At 63.2% G+C, this 15,596-nt stretch carries 15 protein-coding genes and 2 tRNA genes; 6 read left to right on the top strand and 11 right to left on the bottom strand.

Going from position 1 to position 15,596, the window contains the following annotated elements; translation table 11 throughout:
* Window positions 1-1,329 precede the first annotated feature (1,329 nt).
* The 4 genes from QM470_RS14075 (at window position 1,330) to QM470_RS14060 (ending at window position 3,942) form a co-directional block, all read left to right on the top strand.
* Window positions 1,330-2,211: a prepilin peptidase gene (locus QM470_RS14075; protein WP_283339702.1), complete on the top strand. Its 882-nt coding sequence runs from the start codon at window positions 1,330-1,332 to the stop codon at window positions 2,209-2,211.
* Window positions 2,211-2,822, top strand: coding sequence for a dephospho-CoA kinase (gene coaE, locus QM470_RS14070; RefSeq protein WP_272970909.1), 612 nt, complete (start codon window positions 2,211-2,213; stop codon window positions 2,820-2,822). The genes QM470_RS14075 and coaE overlap by 1 nt, the downstream gene beginning before the upstream one ends.
* A gap of 99 nt (window positions 2,823-2,921) precedes the next feature.
* Window positions 2,922-3,677 (top strand): cell division protein ZapD, encoded by a 756-nt coding sequence (gene zapD, locus QM470_RS14065; protein ID WP_066540520.1) that lies wholly within the window; start codon window positions 2,922-2,924, stop codon window positions 3,675-3,677.
* Window positions 3,678-3,705: 28 nt separating this feature from the next.
* On the top strand, window positions 3,706-3,942 hold the full coding sequence (locus QM470_RS14060) for a DNA gyrase inhibitor YacG (RefSeq protein ID WP_066540517.1): 237 nt from the start codon (window positions 3,706-3,708) through the stop codon (window positions 3,940-3,942).
* Window positions 3,943-4,196: 254 nt separating this feature from the next.
* Here the strand turns inward: QM470_RS14060 and QM470_RS14055 are convergent, their stop codons facing one another.
* The 4 genes from QM470_RS14055 to secA all read right to left on the bottom strand — a co-directional run bounded on the left by QM470_RS14055 (window position 4,197) and on the right by secA (window position 9,957).
* Window positions 4,197-4,664: an NUDIX domain-containing protein gene (locus QM470_RS14055; RefSeq protein WP_283339701.1), complete on the bottom strand. Its 468-nt coding sequence runs from the start codon at window positions 4,662-4,664 to the stop codon at window positions 4,197-4,199.
* Between the two features lie 40 nt (window positions 4,665-4,704).
* Window positions 4,705-5,664 carry an ATP-binding protein gene (locus QM470_RS14050; RefSeq protein ID WP_283339700.1) on the bottom strand — a complete coding sequence of 320 codons (960 nt, stop codon included), beginning with the start codon at window positions 5,662-5,664 and terminating at the stop codon, window positions 4,705-4,707.
* Between the two features lie 190 nt (window positions 5,665-5,854).
* The gene (argJ, locus tag QM470_RS14045) at window positions 5,855-7,084 is read right to left on the bottom strand and encodes a bifunctional glutamate N-acetyltransferase/amino-acid acetyltransferase ArgJ (RefSeq protein WP_283339699.1); all 1,230 of its coding nucleotides are present in this window, start codon (window positions 7,082-7,084) and stop codon (window positions 5,855-5,857) included.
* Between the two features lie 137 nt (window positions 7,085-7,221).
* Window positions 7,222-9,957 carry a preprotein translocase subunit SecA gene (secA, locus tag QM470_RS14040; RefSeq protein WP_283339698.1) on the bottom strand — a complete coding sequence of 912 codons (2,736 nt, stop codon included), beginning with the start codon at window positions 9,955-9,957 and terminating at the stop codon, window positions 7,222-7,224.
* 229 nt (window positions 9,958-10,186) lie between these two features.
* Between secA and QM470_RS14035 the strand changes: the two genes are divergently transcribed.
* Window positions 10,187-10,522 carry a hypothetical protein gene (locus QM470_RS14035; protein ID WP_083520580.1) on the top strand — a complete coding sequence of 112 codons (336 nt, stop codon included), beginning with the start codon at window positions 10,187-10,189 and terminating at the stop codon, window positions 10,520-10,522.
* A 35-nt stretch (window positions 10,523-10,557) separates the two neighbouring features.
* On the opposite strand, the gene QM470_RS14030 is transcribed toward QM470_RS14035, so the two are convergent.
* From QM470_RS14030 to petA, 7 genes are all read right to left on the bottom strand, one after another.
* A tRNA-Thr gene (locus tag QM470_RS14030) sits at window positions 10,558-10,633 on the bottom strand.
* 76 nt (window positions 10,634-10,709) lie between these two features.
* Window positions 10,710-10,785 (bottom strand) — tRNA-Thr (locus tag QM470_RS14025).
* Window positions 10,786-10,844: 59 nt separating this feature from the next.
* Window positions 10,845-11,381: a ClpXP protease specificity-enhancing factor gene (locus QM470_RS14020; RefSeq protein WP_283339697.1), complete on the bottom strand. Its 537-nt coding sequence runs from the start codon at window positions 11,379-11,381 to the stop codon at window positions 10,845-10,847.
* A gap of 47 nt (window positions 11,382-11,428) precedes the next feature.
* Window positions 11,429-12,040 carry a glutathione S-transferase N-terminal domain-containing protein gene (locus QM470_RS14015; RefSeq protein WP_066540495.1) on the bottom strand — a complete coding sequence of 204 codons (612 nt, stop codon included), beginning with the start codon at window positions 12,038-12,040 and terminating at the stop codon, window positions 11,429-11,431.
* 106 nt (window positions 12,041-12,146) lie between these two features.
* On the bottom strand, window positions 12,147-12,905 hold the full coding sequence (locus QM470_RS14010; protein ID WP_066540488.1) for a cytochrome c1: 759 nt from the start codon (window positions 12,903-12,905) through the stop codon (window positions 12,147-12,149).
* Between the two features lie 18 nt (window positions 12,906-12,923).
* On the bottom strand, window positions 12,924-14,339 hold the full coding sequence (locus QM470_RS14005) for a cytochrome b (protein WP_066540486.1): 1,416 nt from the start codon (window positions 14,337-14,339) through the stop codon (window positions 12,924-12,926).
* Window positions 14,340-14,349: 10 nt separating this feature from the next.
* The gene (gene petA / locus QM470_RS14000) at window positions 14,350-14,949 is read right to left on the bottom strand and encodes a ubiquinol-cytochrome c reductase iron-sulfur subunit (protein WP_066540484.1); all 600 of its coding nucleotides are present in this window, start codon (window positions 14,947-14,949) and stop codon (window positions 14,350-14,352) included.
* A gap of 151 nt (window positions 14,950-15,100) precedes the next feature.
* On the opposite strand from petA, the gene mscL reads away from it, so the two are divergent.
* Window positions 15,101-15,538, top strand: a complete 438-nt coding sequence (gene mscL / locus QM470_RS13995; protein WP_066540862.1) for a large conductance mechanosensitive channel protein MscL — start codon at window positions 15,101-15,103, stop codon at window positions 15,536-15,538.
* Window positions 15,539-15,596 lie beyond the last annotated feature (58 nt).

Here is a 15,596-nt window from a genome sequence, read left to right as displayed (position 1 = left end):
CCATCGTCTCCTAGGACGAGTGGGGCAACATCCCATCACCTCCTCATCAATTCACAAGGAGCGTACCGCGTAGAGGGGGAAATTTAGTGTTTGCGCTTTTTATAAGAGAGCGCACAGAAATTCGCTCAAAAAGTCAGCCTATCCCTTGGTGGACTCAGTCCACATTCCGCGTGTCACTTCACTGTGTCGCTTTGGTCTAAAAGAGACTGTCAGACCCCTCGGATGGGGAAGCAGCCAGCCAAGTTAGGCGGGGAACCAAGCAGTCCTAACTGTGAAACCAGTACCGGGGCAAGGCTCGTCACCATGTGCGGTCATGACAGCAAGGATTCCAGCTTGGCCTGCTCTCGCGAATGCAGCTGTTCTAATTCCGATTTACCAAATTTAGCAGGCGATTGCAGCTTCTTCCGTTTTGCAAGGCGTGCACCTGACAGCGACGGTGCCGCGTGACTCATCTCCGCATCAGTTGTATCAACAGTCAGTTGCCCTTCAAGCCATGTGTAGAAGACCCTCGGGTACCAATAACCCCGATTCCCAATCTTAGAGGACGGAGGGACCATGCCTTCATGGACCCAGTTTTCGATGGTACGCAAAGACACGCTGAGCACTGCCGCTATATCGTCTTTGGTTAGTGGCTTGAAGGCTGCTGGAGACGTCACCGAGAACTCTGGAAGTTAAGGTCCAGCGTCTAGACAGCGTTTTTATTCCCCACCCATGCACCAGACAACGGCATTTCGCGAACTCCGGCATCACCTCCTAGTTAGTGGCAAACAAGCAGCACTTACCACTAAGCGCATGCGAGCGAAAGCAAACGACGATGAGTGCAAGCATTTGATTTACAATGAATCACCCAATCAACAGAGCGGGTTTAGGACCTTGAAGAGCGCATTCGGGACGTAGAGGCCGAAGGTTCGAATCCTCTCACCCCGACCATCCATTTTCTGCCACCACAAGCCTGCGAAAGCAGGCTTTTGTGTCTATGCAGCCTGTGTGGGATCACGGATGATGGAAGTCCTCCACCGTCCATCCGCCACACCGCTACATGCCTGCCCCGCTGCTGCACACCCCTCCCATGGAATCTCCCGGACCTTCCGGGTGGACGTGCGTGCAGATGGCTACGGGCGTGCGCCGCAGGGTGACACCACCCCATCGACCGCTCGCTGACCCACAACCCCGCACCTTCTGCGCTGCACCTGCAGGGCGACGCAGCCCGTGCCTGCCCCAGTCCCTACACAGCCTGCAACCCAGGACATTGACCGGCCTCCCCTTGCTCATGGACAGCCTTGCTGCATCCCTGTCTCGGCCCGCATTCCTGCAGGGACTGGGCGCGTGATGGAACTGGTCTGGGGACTCGAAGCCTGGGGCGCTGCCCTGCTCGGCCTGTTGGTCGGCAGCTTTCTGACCACCGTCATCCACCGGCTGCCGCGCATGATGGACCAAGAGTTCGCCGCGGAATGCGCCGCGCACCACCAGACCCACTGCCATTGCGGCGCCTTGGGGGCTGACGCGGCCGCTACCGCGCCGCTCACCCTGACCCGCCCGCGCTCGCACTGCCCGCACTGCAGCCAGGCCATCGCCTGGTACGACCGCATTCCGGTGCTCAGCTACCTGGTCTTGCGGGGGCGCTGCCGCAGCTGCCACGCCCGCATCAGCCTGCGCTATCCGCTGGTGGAGCTGGCCACGGCCGCCGGGTTTGCCTTTTGCACCGCACGCTGGGGGCTCAGCCCCACGGGGCTGGCCTGGTGCGGCTTCAGCGCCGCGCTGCTGACCCTGGCACTGATCGACTGGGACACCGAACTGCTGCCCGACAGCATCACCCTGCCCCTGGTGTGGGCCGGCGTGCTGGCCAGTGCCCTGGCGTGGACCGGCGTGGCACTGCCGGATGCGGTGTTTGGCGCCGCGGCCGGCTATCTGTCGCTGTGGCTGGTGTACTGGGGCTGCAAGCTGCTCACCGGCAAGGAGGGCATGGGCTACGGCGACTTCAAGCTGTTTGCGGCGCTGGGCGCCTGGTTGGGCTGGCAGGCACTGGTGCCGCTGCTGTTGATCGCCTCGCTGAGCAGCGTGCTGGTGGCCCTCCCCATGCTGCTGTTCCACCGGCTGCGGGAAGGCGGTTACATTCCCTTTGGTCCCTTTTTGGCAGGGGCCGGCTTCGCCGCCATGGTGTTCGGTTCCGACACGGTGCTGCGCAGCCTGTTTGCTTTGGCAGGAATGTGATGCACCGACACCCTTTGCGCCTGGGTCTGACAGGCGGTATCGGCAGCGGCAAAAGCACCGTGGGCCAGATGTTGGCCGCACGGGGCGCGGCCCTGCTGGATGCCGATGCCATCTCCCGCAGTCTGACCGCCGCTGGCGGCGCGGCCATGCCGCTGATCCGCGAACGCTTTGGCAGCGAGGTGATCGACGCCGATGGCAGTCTGAACCGGGCGGCCATGCGCGCCCTGGTGTTCCAGCATGCCGATGCCCGCCACCAGCTGGAAGCCATCATCCACCCCCTGGTGGGCAGCACCACCGAAGCGCATGCCCAGGCCGCCATCGCGGCCGGTGCCCCGCTGCTGGTGTTCGACATCCCGCTGCTGGTGGAATCGCCCCGCTGGCCGGCGCGCCTGGACCAGATCGTGGTGGTGGATTGCGCCACCGAGACCCAGATTGCGCGCGTGATGCAGCGCAGTGGGCTGGAGCGCAGCGCCGTGGAGGCCATCATCGCCACCCAGGCCACACGGTCCCAACGCCGCGCCGCAGCCGACTGGGTGATCTACAACGACGGTATTACGCTGGATCAATTGCGGGATCATGCGCATCAAATTGCTGACTTCTTCCAGCTATGATGCTATAAAGTCTGAAGATCAGATCGAAGCGCGTTCTGCCTTTGCACGATTTCCGCAATGTGTCCCCAGATTGGATAAGCCTCCCCGGAAGCCGCCAGCGTGATCCTTTACGAATATCCCTTCAACGAACGGCTGAGAACCTATCTGCGCCTGGAGCAGTTGTTTCGCCGTCTCGGTGAACTGCTGGAACGTGACACCGCGCTGGACCACCACTACGCGCTGGCCACCCTGTTCGAGCTGATGGATGTGGCCGCCCGGGCCGATCTGAAGGCCGATGTACTCAAGGATCTGGAGCGCCACAAGGGCCAGCTGGACAGCTACCGCGGCAACCCCTCGATTGCCGAAGAGATGCTGGACCACATCATCGGCCGGCTGGATGCGGCCTTCACCGCCCTCAACAGCCAGGCCGGCAGAACCGGCCAGACACTGACCGAAAACGACTGGCTGATGGCCGTGCGCAGCCGCATGGGCATTCCCGGCGGTACCTGCGGCTTCGACCTGCCGGCCTACCACACCTGGAAACACCAGCCCAGCGAGCGCCGCCGCGCCGATCTGCAGCGCTGGTCGGCCTGCTTCCAGCCGCTGTCGGATGCGCTGTTCCTGGTGCTGGGCCTGCTGCGCGATACCGGCACACCGCAGAAAGTGGCGGCCACCAACGGCCATTTCCAGCAGTACCTGCCCGCCGGCCGCAGCTACCATCTGCTGCGCCTGCGCATCGATCCGGCACTGAACCTGGTGCCCGAAATCAGCGGCAACCGCCTGATGGTGTCGGTGCGGCTGATGCGGCCCGACGAAGACGGCAAGCTGCAGTCCACCACGGAAGAGGCGGCTTTTGAGCTCACGCTCTGTGCCTGAGCAGGCTTTGCGCTAGGCTAGCCGCCCTATGACGACACCTGCCGACCCTTCTTCCCCGCCCTCTTCCAACCCGGACGCACCGGTGGTCAACTGCCCCACCTGCGGCCAGGCCACGCTGTTCGCGCGCAGCAACCGCTTTCGCCCCTTCTGCAGCGAACGCTGCAAGATGATCGACCTGGGCGCCTGGGGCAACGAGGAATTCCGCGTTCCCGTCCAGACCCCGCCGCAGGACGCACAGTACGGCGATCCGCGCTTCGAGGACTGAATCCGCCGTGTGAACGCCCCGCTGCACACAGGCAGCGGCCCACAATTCCCGGCTTCCCTCCCCCCTGTTTGAGTGCCCGCACGGCGCAGCTTGCGCACGACCGCCTGCGGACTGCGACGGCTGATCCGGACTTGTCCACAGACCGGCGCAGCAGAGTCAGCCTGCAAAGATTTTTTCAGCGCCCACGGCGGTGGCATGGCATGCCACGTGGACAGAGTCTCCGGAGCCCGTGCAGCACGTGCACCGGCTGGCATTTATTTTTCTGCGGCAGCGGCATCCTGGGCATACAGCGCCCCATCAAACGGCAGACCGCGCTCGGCGCTCAGCCACTCCAGCACCGGGTAAGAACCCTCCAGCACCGGACGCACCGTCAACGGCAGCTGCTGCCAGGCCATCTGCTGGCCTTCGCGCATCTCGAACGCACCGTCCCACTGCGTGACCTTGCACCAGTGCAGGCGCACCAGGGCGTGGGAATAGTCGTGCTCCGTCACCTTCCAGGGGATGCAGTTGGTGATGGTGATGCCCAGCTCCTCCTGCAGTTCGCGGCGCAGGGCCTGCTCCACCGTCTCGCCGGCTTCGAGCTTGCCGCCCGGAAATTCCCACCAGCCCGCCCGCGGCTTGCCGGCGGGGCGGCTGGTGATCAGCAGCGCGCCATCGCTTTCGCGGATCAGCACGCCCACGGCGACTTCGGTGTGGGTACGGACGGCAGGGGTATCGGTCACAACAGTATGTCCTCTCACGGCGGCCCCAGGCCGCCGGGCTTCAATCGGTTTCGGCTTCTTCGCTCAGGCCGTCCACATCGGCAATGCGCTGACGGCCTTCCACGGCGCGCTGCGCACGTCCGGCCCAGTCCCGGGCGAACTGGTGGGCCACACGGCCGCTGCGCGAGCCGCGCTCCAGCGCCCAGACCAGGGCTTCGGGCCGGGAGGCCTCGATCTCCTCGGCCGACACGCCCAGGGCCGACAGCCACTGCGCCACCACGCGCAGGTATTCATCCTGGCTGAAGGGGTAGAAGCTGACCCACAGGCCAAAGCGCTCGGACAGCGAAATCTTCTCTTCCACCACCTCGCCGGGGTGGATCTCGCCGTTCTCGCCCTTGGACTGGGCCAGGTTGTCGGTCATGTACTCGGGCAGCAGGTGGCGGCGGTTGCTGGTGGCATAGACCAGCACATTCGGGGTGGCGGCACTGACCGAACCATCCAGGATGGACTTCATGGCCTTGTAGCCGGGCTCGCCTTCCTCGAAGCTCAGGTCGTCACAGTAGATGACAAACTTCTCGGGCCGGCCGGCGACCACGTCCACGATGTCGGGCAGATCGGTCAGATCGGCCTTGTCCACTTCGATCAGGCGCAGGCCCTGGGGCGCGTACGCGTGCAGGCAGGCGCGGATCAGCGACGACTTGCCCGTCCCGCGTGCGCCGGTCAGCAGCACGTTGTTGGCCGTGCGGCCCTGCACAAATTGCTCGGTGTTGCGGGCAATCTTGTCTTTTTGCACGTCCACATTCTGCAGATCGGACAGCTGCATGGCCCCCACATGGCGCACCGGCTCCAGCACGCCGCAGCCGTTGGCGCGCTTGCGGTAACGCCAGGCGATGGCATCGTCCCAGCTGGCCGGCGCCTGCAGCGGCTGGGGCAGCACGGTTTCGATGCGCTGCATCAGTTGCTCGGCACGGGCCACCAGGCGCTCCAGCGGATTCAAGGCGGACAGGGTGGAATCGGTCATGGCAGGGTCGGTCTCCGGGAATGGTGGTGTTGAGGGGGCTCCAGCACATGCCGCACGGCTTCCCATGCCGGAGGGCATGGAAACCGTTGCGTGCCACGCGCAAGCACGGCACGCCATGGCGGATGCCGGCAGCAGCGGCTCGCACAGCGCAGCGTCTGCCGGCAAGGCGCGAACCGCCAGCCCCGCGGGCTCAGGAACGGTAATCGGCGTTGATGGTCACGTACTCGTGGCTGAAGTCACAGGTCCACACGGTCTGGCTGGCGTTGCCACGGCCCAGCACCACGCGCACGGTGATTTCCTGCTGCTTCATCACGCGCTGGCCGTCGGCCTCCTGGTAGGACGGGTTGCGGCCGCCGTTGACCACCACATGCACATCGTCCAGGAACAGATCGATCCCGGTCTGGTCCAGGTCGGTGATGCCGGCGTAGCCCACGGCCGCCAGAATGCGGCCCAGGTTGGGGTCGGAGGCAAAGAACGCGGTCTTGACCAGGGGCGAATGGGCGATGGCGTAGGCCGCCAGACGGCATTCTTCTTCGGTCTTGCCACCATCGATCTGCACGGTGATGAACTTGGTGGCACCTTCGCCGTCGCGCACGATGGCCTGGGCCAGCAGGCGGGCCACTTCCAGCAGCGCGGCCTTCAGAGCCTGGGCCTCGGCACCATCCCAGCTGGCGATGGGCGCATGGCCGGCCTGGTGGGTGGCCATCAGCACAAAGCTGTCATTGGTGGAGGTGTCGCCGTCGATCGTCACGCGGTTGAACGAACCATCGGCCAGCTCCTTGACCAGGCCCTGCAGCAGCGCCGGGGCAATGGCGGCATCGGTGGCGACAAAGCCCAGCATGGTGGCCATATTGGGACGGATCATGCCCGCGCCCTTGCTGATGCCGGTCACGGTGACGGTCTTGCCGCCGACCTGCAGCTGGCGGCTGTAGGCCTTGGGCTGGGTGTCGGTGGTCATGATGCCTTCGGCAGCGGTAGCCCAGTTGTCGGCCCGGGCCGCGGCAATCGCCTGGGGCAGACCGGCCACGATGCGGTCCACCGGCAGCTCTTCCATGATCACGCCGGTCGAGAACGGCAGGATCTGCTCGGGGGCCAGACCCAGTTCCTTGCCCAGGGCCGTGCAGGTGGCGCGGGCATTGGCCAGGCCGGCCGCGCCGGTGCCGGCGTTGGCATTGCCGGTGTTGATGACCATGGCGCGGATGCCCTTGCCGGCCTGCAGGTGCTCGCGACCCACTTGTACGGGTGCGGCGCAGAAGCGGTTTTGCGTGAACACGCCGGCCACCGTGGTGCCTTCGTCCAGCAGGAACACGGTCAGGTCTTTGCGGTTGGCTTTGCGCACACCGGCTTCGGTGACGCCAATGCGCACGCCTGCGACCGGGTGCAGGTCTGCGGCAACGGGAGCGGGGAGATTCACGGGCATTGCAGGGCTTCCTACAGAAATTAAAAACAGGGGCCGATTATCGGCCGATCACGGGGCCTCCACGTTACGCAGGCCTACGTACAAAGCACAACACGGGCCGCAGCCCGTGTTGTCAGAGGTTCATGCCGGAGCGTCCATCAGGACAGCTTGCCGTGGCAGTTCTTGAACTTTTCACCGCTGCCGCAGGGGCAGGGATCGTTGCGTCCCACGCGCGCACCTTCGGGCAGCTGGAAGGCCTCGGGCGCATCGCTCTTGTCGCCATCGGCGCTGGCGTATTGCAGGCCTTGTACATGCTCGGCGCGGTGTTCGATGCCGGCCGCCGCTTCCTGCAGCGCTTCGGGCTGCTGGATGCGCACGGTCAGCAGCACGCGGGTGACTTCGTTCTTGACCTGGTCGATCAGCTGGCGGAACAGCTCGAACGCTTCGCGCTTGTATTCCTGCTTGGGCTGCTTCTGGGCATAGCCGCGCAGGTGGATACCCTGGCGCAGGTAATCCAGCGCTGCCAGATGGTCGCGCCAGTTGGTGTCAAAGCTTTGCAGCAGCACGGCGCGCTGGAAGTTCATGAACTGCTCGGAACCCACCAGATCCACCTTGGCCTGGTAGACCGCATTGGCGGCGGCCACGGCGCGTTCCAGGATCTCTTCGTCGGTGGCGTGGTCGTTGGTCTTGAGCCATTCGACCAGATCCACCTCGACCTGCCAGTCCTGGGCCAGGGCCTTTTCCAACCCGGGCACATCCCACTGCTCTTCCATCGACTCGGCCGGCACGTACTGGCGCACCACATCGCTGATGCAGTCCTCGCGCATGGCGGTGATCATGGATTCCAGCTCGGTGGCGTCCAGGATCTCGTTGCGCTGCTGGTAGATGACCTTGCGCTGGTCGTTGGCCACGTCGTCGTACTCGAGCAGCTGCTTGCGCATGTCAAAGTTGCGGGCTTCCACCTTGCGCTGGGCCGATTCGATGGAGCGGGTGACGATGCCGGCTTCGATGGCTTCGCCCTCGGGCATCTTCAGGCGGTCCATGATGGCGCGCACGCGGTCACCCGCGAAGATGCGCATCAGCGAATCGTCCAAGCTCAGGTAGAAACGCGAGGAACCGGGGTCGCCCTGGCGGCCCGAACGGCCACGCAGCTGGTTGTCGATGCGGCGGGATTCATGGCGCTCGGTGGCGATGATGCGCAGGCCGCCCAGGGCCAGCACCTTCTCGTGGTCGGCGTTCCACTGCGCACGCAGCGCGGCAATCCGGGATTGCTTGGTGCCGGCATCCAGGCTGTCATCGGATTCGATGGCCTGGACTTCCTTTTCAATGTTGCCACCCAGCACGATGTCGGTACCGCGACCGGCCATGTTGGTGGCAATGGTGATCATGCCTTCACGACCTGCCTGGGCAATGATGTCGGCTTCCTTGGCGTGCTGCTTGGCGTTCAGCACCTGGTGCGGCAGGCCGGCCTGCTGCAGCAGCTGGTCGATGATTTCGGAATTCTCGATCGAGGTGGTGCCCACCAGCACCGGCTGGCCGCGCTCATGGCACTCACGGATGTCAGCAATCGCGGCGTCGTACTTTTCCTTGGTGGTCTTGTAGACGCGGTCCAGCTGGTCTTCGCGCTTGCTGGGCTTGTTGGGCGGGATCACCACGGTTTCCAGACCGTAGATGGACTGGAACTCGTAGGCCTCGGTGTCGGCCGTACCGGTCATGCCGGACAGCTTGCCGTAGAGGCGGAAATAGTTCTGGAAGGTGATCGAGGCCATGGTCTGGTTCTCGGCCTGGATGGACACGCCTTCCTTGGCTTCGACCGCCTGGTGCAGGCCGTCGCTCCAGCGGCGGCCGGACATCAGACGCCCGGTGAACTCGTCGACGATGACCACCTCACCGTTCTGCACCACATAGTGCTGGTCACGGTGGTAGATGTGGTGGGCACGCAGCGCGGCGTACAGGTGGTGCACCAGCGCAATGTGCGAAGGGTCATACAGCGAAGCGCCTTCCGGGAACAGGCCGGCATTGGCCAGAATGCGCTCGGCCACTTCATGGCCCTGCTCGGTCAGGAAGACCTGGTGGCTCTTCTCGTCCAGGGTGAAATCGCCGGGCTTGGTCACGCCTTCGCCGGTGCGGGGATCTTCTTCGCCTTCCTGGCGCACCAGTTGGGGCACCAGCTGGTTGATGGCCAGGTACATGGCCGTGTTGTCGTCGGCCTGGCCCGAGATGATCAGCGGCGTACGCGCCTCGTCGATCAGGATGGAGTCCACCTCGTCGACGATGGCGTAGCTCAGGCTGCGCTGCACGCGGTCGGCCGCGTCGTACACCATGTTGTCGCGCAGGTAGTCGAAACCGAATTCGTTGTTGGTGCCGTAGGTCACATCGGCCAGATAGGCCTGCTGCTTTTCGTCGCGCGGCGCATTGGGCAGGTTCACGCCCACGGCCATGCCCAGGAAGTGGTACAGCCGGCCCATGGTGGCCGCATCGCGGCTGGCCAGATAGTCGTTCACGGTCACCACGTGCACACCGTTGCCGGACAGCGCGTTCAGGTACACGGGCAGGGTGGAAGTCAGTGTCTTGCCTTCACCGGTGCGCATTTCGGCGATCTTGCCGTCATGCAGCGCCATGCCGCCGATCATCTGCACGTCGAAGTGGCGCATCTTCATGACGCGCTTGGAGGCTTCACGCACCACGGCAAAGGCTTCGGGCAGGATCTGGTCCAGCGTTTCACCCTGCGCCAGGCGGCCACGGAACTCATCGGTCTTGGCACGCAAAGCTTCGTCGCCGAGCTTTTCGAACTCAGGCTCCATCGCATTGATGCGAGCCACCGTCTTGCGGTATTGCTTGAGAAGCCGGTCGTTGCGGCTGCCGAATAGTTTGGTGAGGAAGTTGGTGGCCATGCGAACAGACCCAACCAGCACAGCCCTACAGGCCCTGCGGCGGGTCAGAATCCCTAAGATGAAACTGCAGATGGGGACTGGCGCTGCTTCCTGCAAGAGCCGGGAAGCAGTGCAAGCCAAAAATTGATTCTAACTGTCTGCCACCCTGGGGGAAATGCCGCCGCGCCACAGCCCTTGTCGCAGCAGCAGTGCCCCGCATAATCCTGTGCTAGCCAGCCTGGTATTTTTCATGTCCCACAGCCCCATCACCCGCCGCCACCATGCCGTCTCCGTGGAGCAGGCCGCGCGCGAATCCCCCACCCTGGCCCAGCTGGTGGCATTGACCCAGGACTCCAAGGAGCGCCTGCGCTCCATCCTGCCGCTGGTGCCCCCCACCCTGCGCAATTGCCTGGAAGCAGGCCCCATCGAAGGCAGCACCTGGTGCCTGCTGGTGCGCAACAACGCCGCCGCCAGCAAGCTGCGCTACCTGCTGCCGGGCATGGAGGCGCACCTGCGCGTCAAAGGCTGGGATGTGCAGCACATCCGCCTGAAGGTGCGCAGCACCCAGGAATGGGAAGCGCGCTGAAGCGCCCGGGCGCACAAAAAAGGAGGGGAAGGAGATGGTGCCGGTTGTCGGATTCGAACTGACGACCTACCGCTTACAAGGCGGGTGCTCTACCAACTGAGCTAAACCGGCGTTCTGCCACTGCAAGCGGTGTGCAGGACAAAATTCAAGACACGGGCCGCACGCCAGCGCATGCAGCAAAAAGAGATGGTGCCGGTTGTCGGATTCGAACTGACGACCTACCGCTTACAAGGCGGGTGCTCTACCAACTGAGCTAAACCGGCAAACCGCTGATTCTAATGCAGGAATGATCGGCCCCACGGGCAGTCCTGCATGTTTTCTGTCACTTCACCAATTTCAGCGAAGGACGGCCCCCGCCCGAGGGCGGGCGCGGCTTGTCGCCGTCGTCATCCTCCGCGCGCGGCACGGCGGCCAAGGGCGCCGCAGCGGTGTCCGTAGGCACCAGCTGCACCACCCGGTCGGATGCATCGGCCTCGACACCGTCTTCCACGGCATCCACCACGGACTCCGCGTCGCCTTCGGTGTCGAGCACGGCCCCGTCCACCACGGGGAAGGACATGCCCTGCCCGCTTTCGCGGGCGTAGATCGCCAGCACGCGCTCCACCGGCACCATGATCTCGCGCGGCTTGCCGCCGAAACGGGCCTTGAATTCAATGAATTCATTGCCCATCTGCAGACCGCTGGTGGCGTCGTAGCTGACGTTGAGCACGATCTCGCCGTCGTTCACGTACTCGCGCGGCACCTGTACCGTCTTGTCCACACGCACGGCCAGATACGGCGTGAAGCCGTTGTCGGTGCACCACTCGTAAATGGCCCGGATCAGATAGGGGCGGGTCGACGTGGAGTCCTGGGCATTCATGGCAGCAAGCGGTGGATCAGATTTCAGGGGAACAGGGCCGGCAGGTCTTACTTGCGCATGACCTTTTCGGAAGGCGTCAGCGCTTCGATGTAGGCAGGGCGCGAGAAGATGCGCTCGGCATACTTCAGCAGCGGCGCAGCATTCTTGCTCAGCTCGATGCCATAGTAGTCCAGACGCCACAGCAGCGGTGCAATGGCCACGTCCAGCATGGAGAAGCCTTCACCCAGCATGTACTTGTTCTTCAGGAACACGGGAGCCAGCTGCGTCAGGCGGTCGCGGATGTGGGCACGGGCCTTCTCGATGGCCTTTTCGTTGCCCTTGGCATTGCGCTCTTCCAGCGTGTTCACGTGCACGAACAGCTCTTTTTCGAAGTTCAGCAGGAACAGGCGCACGCGGGCGCGGTCCACCGGGTCGCCAGGCATCAGCTGGGGATGGGGGAAGCGCTCATCAATGTATTCGTTGATGATGTTCGATTCGTACAGGATCAGGTCACGTTCCACCAGGATGGGCACCTGGCCGTACGGGTTCATCACGCTGATCTCTTCGGGCTTGTTGTACAGATCCACGTCGCGGATCTCGAAGTCCATGCCCTTCTCGAACAGCACAAAGCGGCAACGGTGGGAATAAGGGCACGTAGTTCCCGAATAAAGCACCATCATGGTGGAAGCTCCTAAAAATCAAAAAGAGTGGGACGCTCTACAGCGCCCACTCCACAAAGACCGAACCGCTTTCAACCGGGGCTGAAAGCGGCTGCAGACCGACTACTTACTTGACATCTTTCCAGAACGCGGCGTTCAGTCTCCAGGCAATGAAGATGAACAGCCCCAGGAAGATCAGCACGCCCACACCCAGGCGGATGCGGGTATTTTGCGCTGGTTCGCCCATCCATTGCAGGTAGTTCACCAAGTCGCCAACTGCCTGATCGTACTGTACCTGCGTCATGGTGCCCGGAGTCAACTCCTCCCAGCCCTTGAACACATGGGTCTTTTGACCATGCACTTCCTGCTCTTCGAACAGGGCGCGGCGCTCACCTTGCAGCTGCCACAGCACGTGCGGCATGCCCACGCTGGGGAAGGCCAGATTGTTCCAGCCGGTGGGCTTGGTTTCGTCCTTGTAGAAGGTGCGCAGGAAGGTGTAGAGGTAGTCCGCACCGGTGCCGTTGCCGCTGGCGCGCGAGCGCGCAATCACGGTCAGGTCGGGAGGATTGCCACCGAACCAGTCCTTGGCCTGCTTGGGATCGATGGCCGAAATCATCGTCTCGCCCACCTTGTCGGTGGTGAACAGCAGGTTGTCCTTGATCTGCTGCTCGGTCAGACCGATGTCCTGCAGACGGTTGTAGCGCATGAAGGCGGCCGAGTGGCAGCTCAGGCAGTAGTTCACGAACAGCTTGGCGCCGTTCTGCAGCGAGGCCTGGTTGGTCGTGTCGACCGGGGCCTTGTCCAGCGGAACCAGCAGGTCACCCGATGCCTGGGCACCGGTGGCGATGCCCAGAGCGGCTACCAGCGTGAGGATCAGTTTTTTCATTGTTGTTCTCTCCTAGGCTCAGTGGGGCTTGAAAGTCACGCGATCGGGCACGGGCTTGGGCGTGCCGATCTGGCTCCACCAGGGCATCAGGAAGAAGAAACCGAAGTAAAACAGGGTTCCGACTTGCGACACCCGTTCGCCGATCGGCGACGGAGGTTGCACGCCCAGGTAGGCCAGCACCACGAACACCACGACAAACACGGCGTACAGGTACTTGTGCCAGCTCGGACGGTAGCGGATGGACTTGACCGGGCTGCAGTCCAGCCAGGGCAGTGCGAACAGGATGATCACGGCACCGCCCATCACCACCACACCCCAGAACTTGGCGTCGATGGAGAGCATCAGGGCCACGGCCACCACGGCAGCACCACCCACGATGGCCTTGGCAATGCCGGGCAGCTTGGTCTTCACGAAGGTGAACAGCGCAGCCAGCACCACGCAGGCGACCAGCACATACATCATCTCGGAAGTGATCGCACGCAGCATCGAGTAGAAGGGCGTGAAGTACCAGACCGGGGCAATGTGGTTGGGCGTCTTCAGCGGGTCAGCCGGAATGAAGTTGTTGTATTCCAGGAAGTAGCCGCCGAACTCGGGGGCGAAGAACACCACGGCCGAGAACAGGAACAGGAACACTGCCACGCCGAAGATGTCGTGCACCGTGTAGTAGGGGTGGAAGGGAATGCCGTCCAGCGGGTGACCCTGTGCGTCCTTGGGGGCGCTGGGGGCCTTGATTTCCACACCGTCGGGGTTGTTGGAGCCCACATCGTGCAGCGCCAGCAAGTGCGCCACCACCAGACCCAGCAGCACCAGGGGCACGGCGATCACGTGGAAGCTGAAGAAGCGGTTCAGCGTGGCATCACCCACCACATAGTCGCCGCGGATCAGGATGGCCAGATCGGGACCGACAAAGGGAATCGCGGCAAACAGGTTCACAATCACCTGGGCGCCCCAGTAGGACATCTGGCCCCAGGGCAGCAGGTAGCCCATAAAGGCTTCGGCCATCAGCGCCAGGAAAATGGCGCAACCAAAGATCCAGACCAGTTCGCGCGGTTTGCGGTAAGAACCGTACAGAAGACCGCGGAACATGTGCAGATACACCACCACAAAGAAGGCCGACGCCCCCGTGGAGTGCATGTAGCGGATCAGCCAGCCCCAGGGCACATCACGCATGATGTATTCCACCGAAGCGAATGCCTTTTCGGCATCCGGCTTGTAGTGCATCACCAGGAAAATGCCGGTGACGATCTGGATCACCAGCACCAGCAGCGCCAGCGAGCCGAAGATGTACCAGAAGTTGAAATTCTTCGGAGCGTAGTACTCCGACATGTGCACCTTGTAGGCCGAGAACGCCGTGGGGAAACGGTTCTCGAACCAGTTGGTCACCTTGGCGCCCGTGGACGCATTGGGATCGATTTCTTTGAATTCGTGGGCCATGTCGACTCCCTCAAGCCTTCTTGTCTTCACCGATCAGGAGCTTGGTCTCCGACAGGTACATGTGGGGCGGCACTTCCAGGTTGTCTGGAGCGGGCTTGTTCTTGAACACGCGGCCCGCCATGTCGAAGGTCGAACCGTGGCAGGGGCACAGGAAGCCGCCCTTCCAGTCGGGAGGCAGCGAAGGCTGGGGACCGGCCACGAACTTGTCCGTGGGCGAGCAGCCCAGGTGGGTACAGATGCCGACGACCACCAGCACTTCGGGTTTGATGGAGCGGCCTTCGTTGCGGGCATAGACCGGGGTGAACTGGTCGGGGTGGCGCAGCGACTGGGGATCGGCCAGCAGCGGATCCTGCTCGGGCAGCTCCTTGAGCTGCTCGGGGGTGCGCTTGATGATCCACACCGGCTTGCCGCGCCATTCCACGGTGATCTTTTCACCAGGATTCAGGGTGGAAATGTCCACCTCCACGGCAGCACCGGCCGCCTTCGCCTTCTCGGAAGGCTGGAACGTACTCACGAAAGGCACGGCAGCGGCCACGCCGCCCACCGCACCGGCACAAGCGGACGTGATGATCCACGTCCGTTTGCTGGAGTCGACTGGAGTTTCACTCATGGGAATCCTCGATGAACATCGCTAGATTGGGGTCAATCGAAAAATTGTAGCGGAGCGATTAGGGTTATTCCAGTGCCTGTCCGACATGGAAAACCAGTGTTCACCCCCATACTTGCCCCCAATTTCAACCCGTTTTATGGAGCTGTCAGCCATGGGAATGATGCAAGAATTTCGCGAGTTCGCGATCAAGGGAAACGTGATGGATCTGGCCGTCGGCGTGATCATCGGCGGGGCCTTCGGCAAGATCGTGGACTCCGTCGTGAACGACCTGATCATGCCCGTCGTGGGCCTGATTTTCGGCAAACTGGACTTCTCCAACCTGTTCGTCATCCTGGGCACCGTGCCCGATGGCATCCCCCGCACGCTGGACGCTTTGCGCAAGGCCGGGGTGCCCGTTTTTGCCTATGGCAACTTCATCACGGTGGCCGTGAACTTCCTGATTCTGGCCTTCATCATCTTCATCATGGTCAAGCAAATCAACCGCTTGAAGCGCGAAGCACCGGCCGCACCCGCGGCGCCGGCCCCCACGCCGGAAGACGTGGTGCTGCTGCGCGAAATCCGCGACAGCCTGCGCAATCCGCAGCGCTGAAACGCCTGCGCACCCAGCAAAAAGCCCCGCTTGGCGGGGCTTTTTGCTCCCGGCTTCC

It is taken from the genome of Comamonas sp. 17RB, assembly GCF_030056555.1.
Taxonomy (GTDB): domain Bacteria; phylum Pseudomonadota; class Gammaproteobacteria; order Burkholderiales; family Burkholderiaceae_C; genus Comamonas; species Comamonas terrigena.
This window is presented reverse-complemented; position numbering and strand designations above follow the sequence as displayed.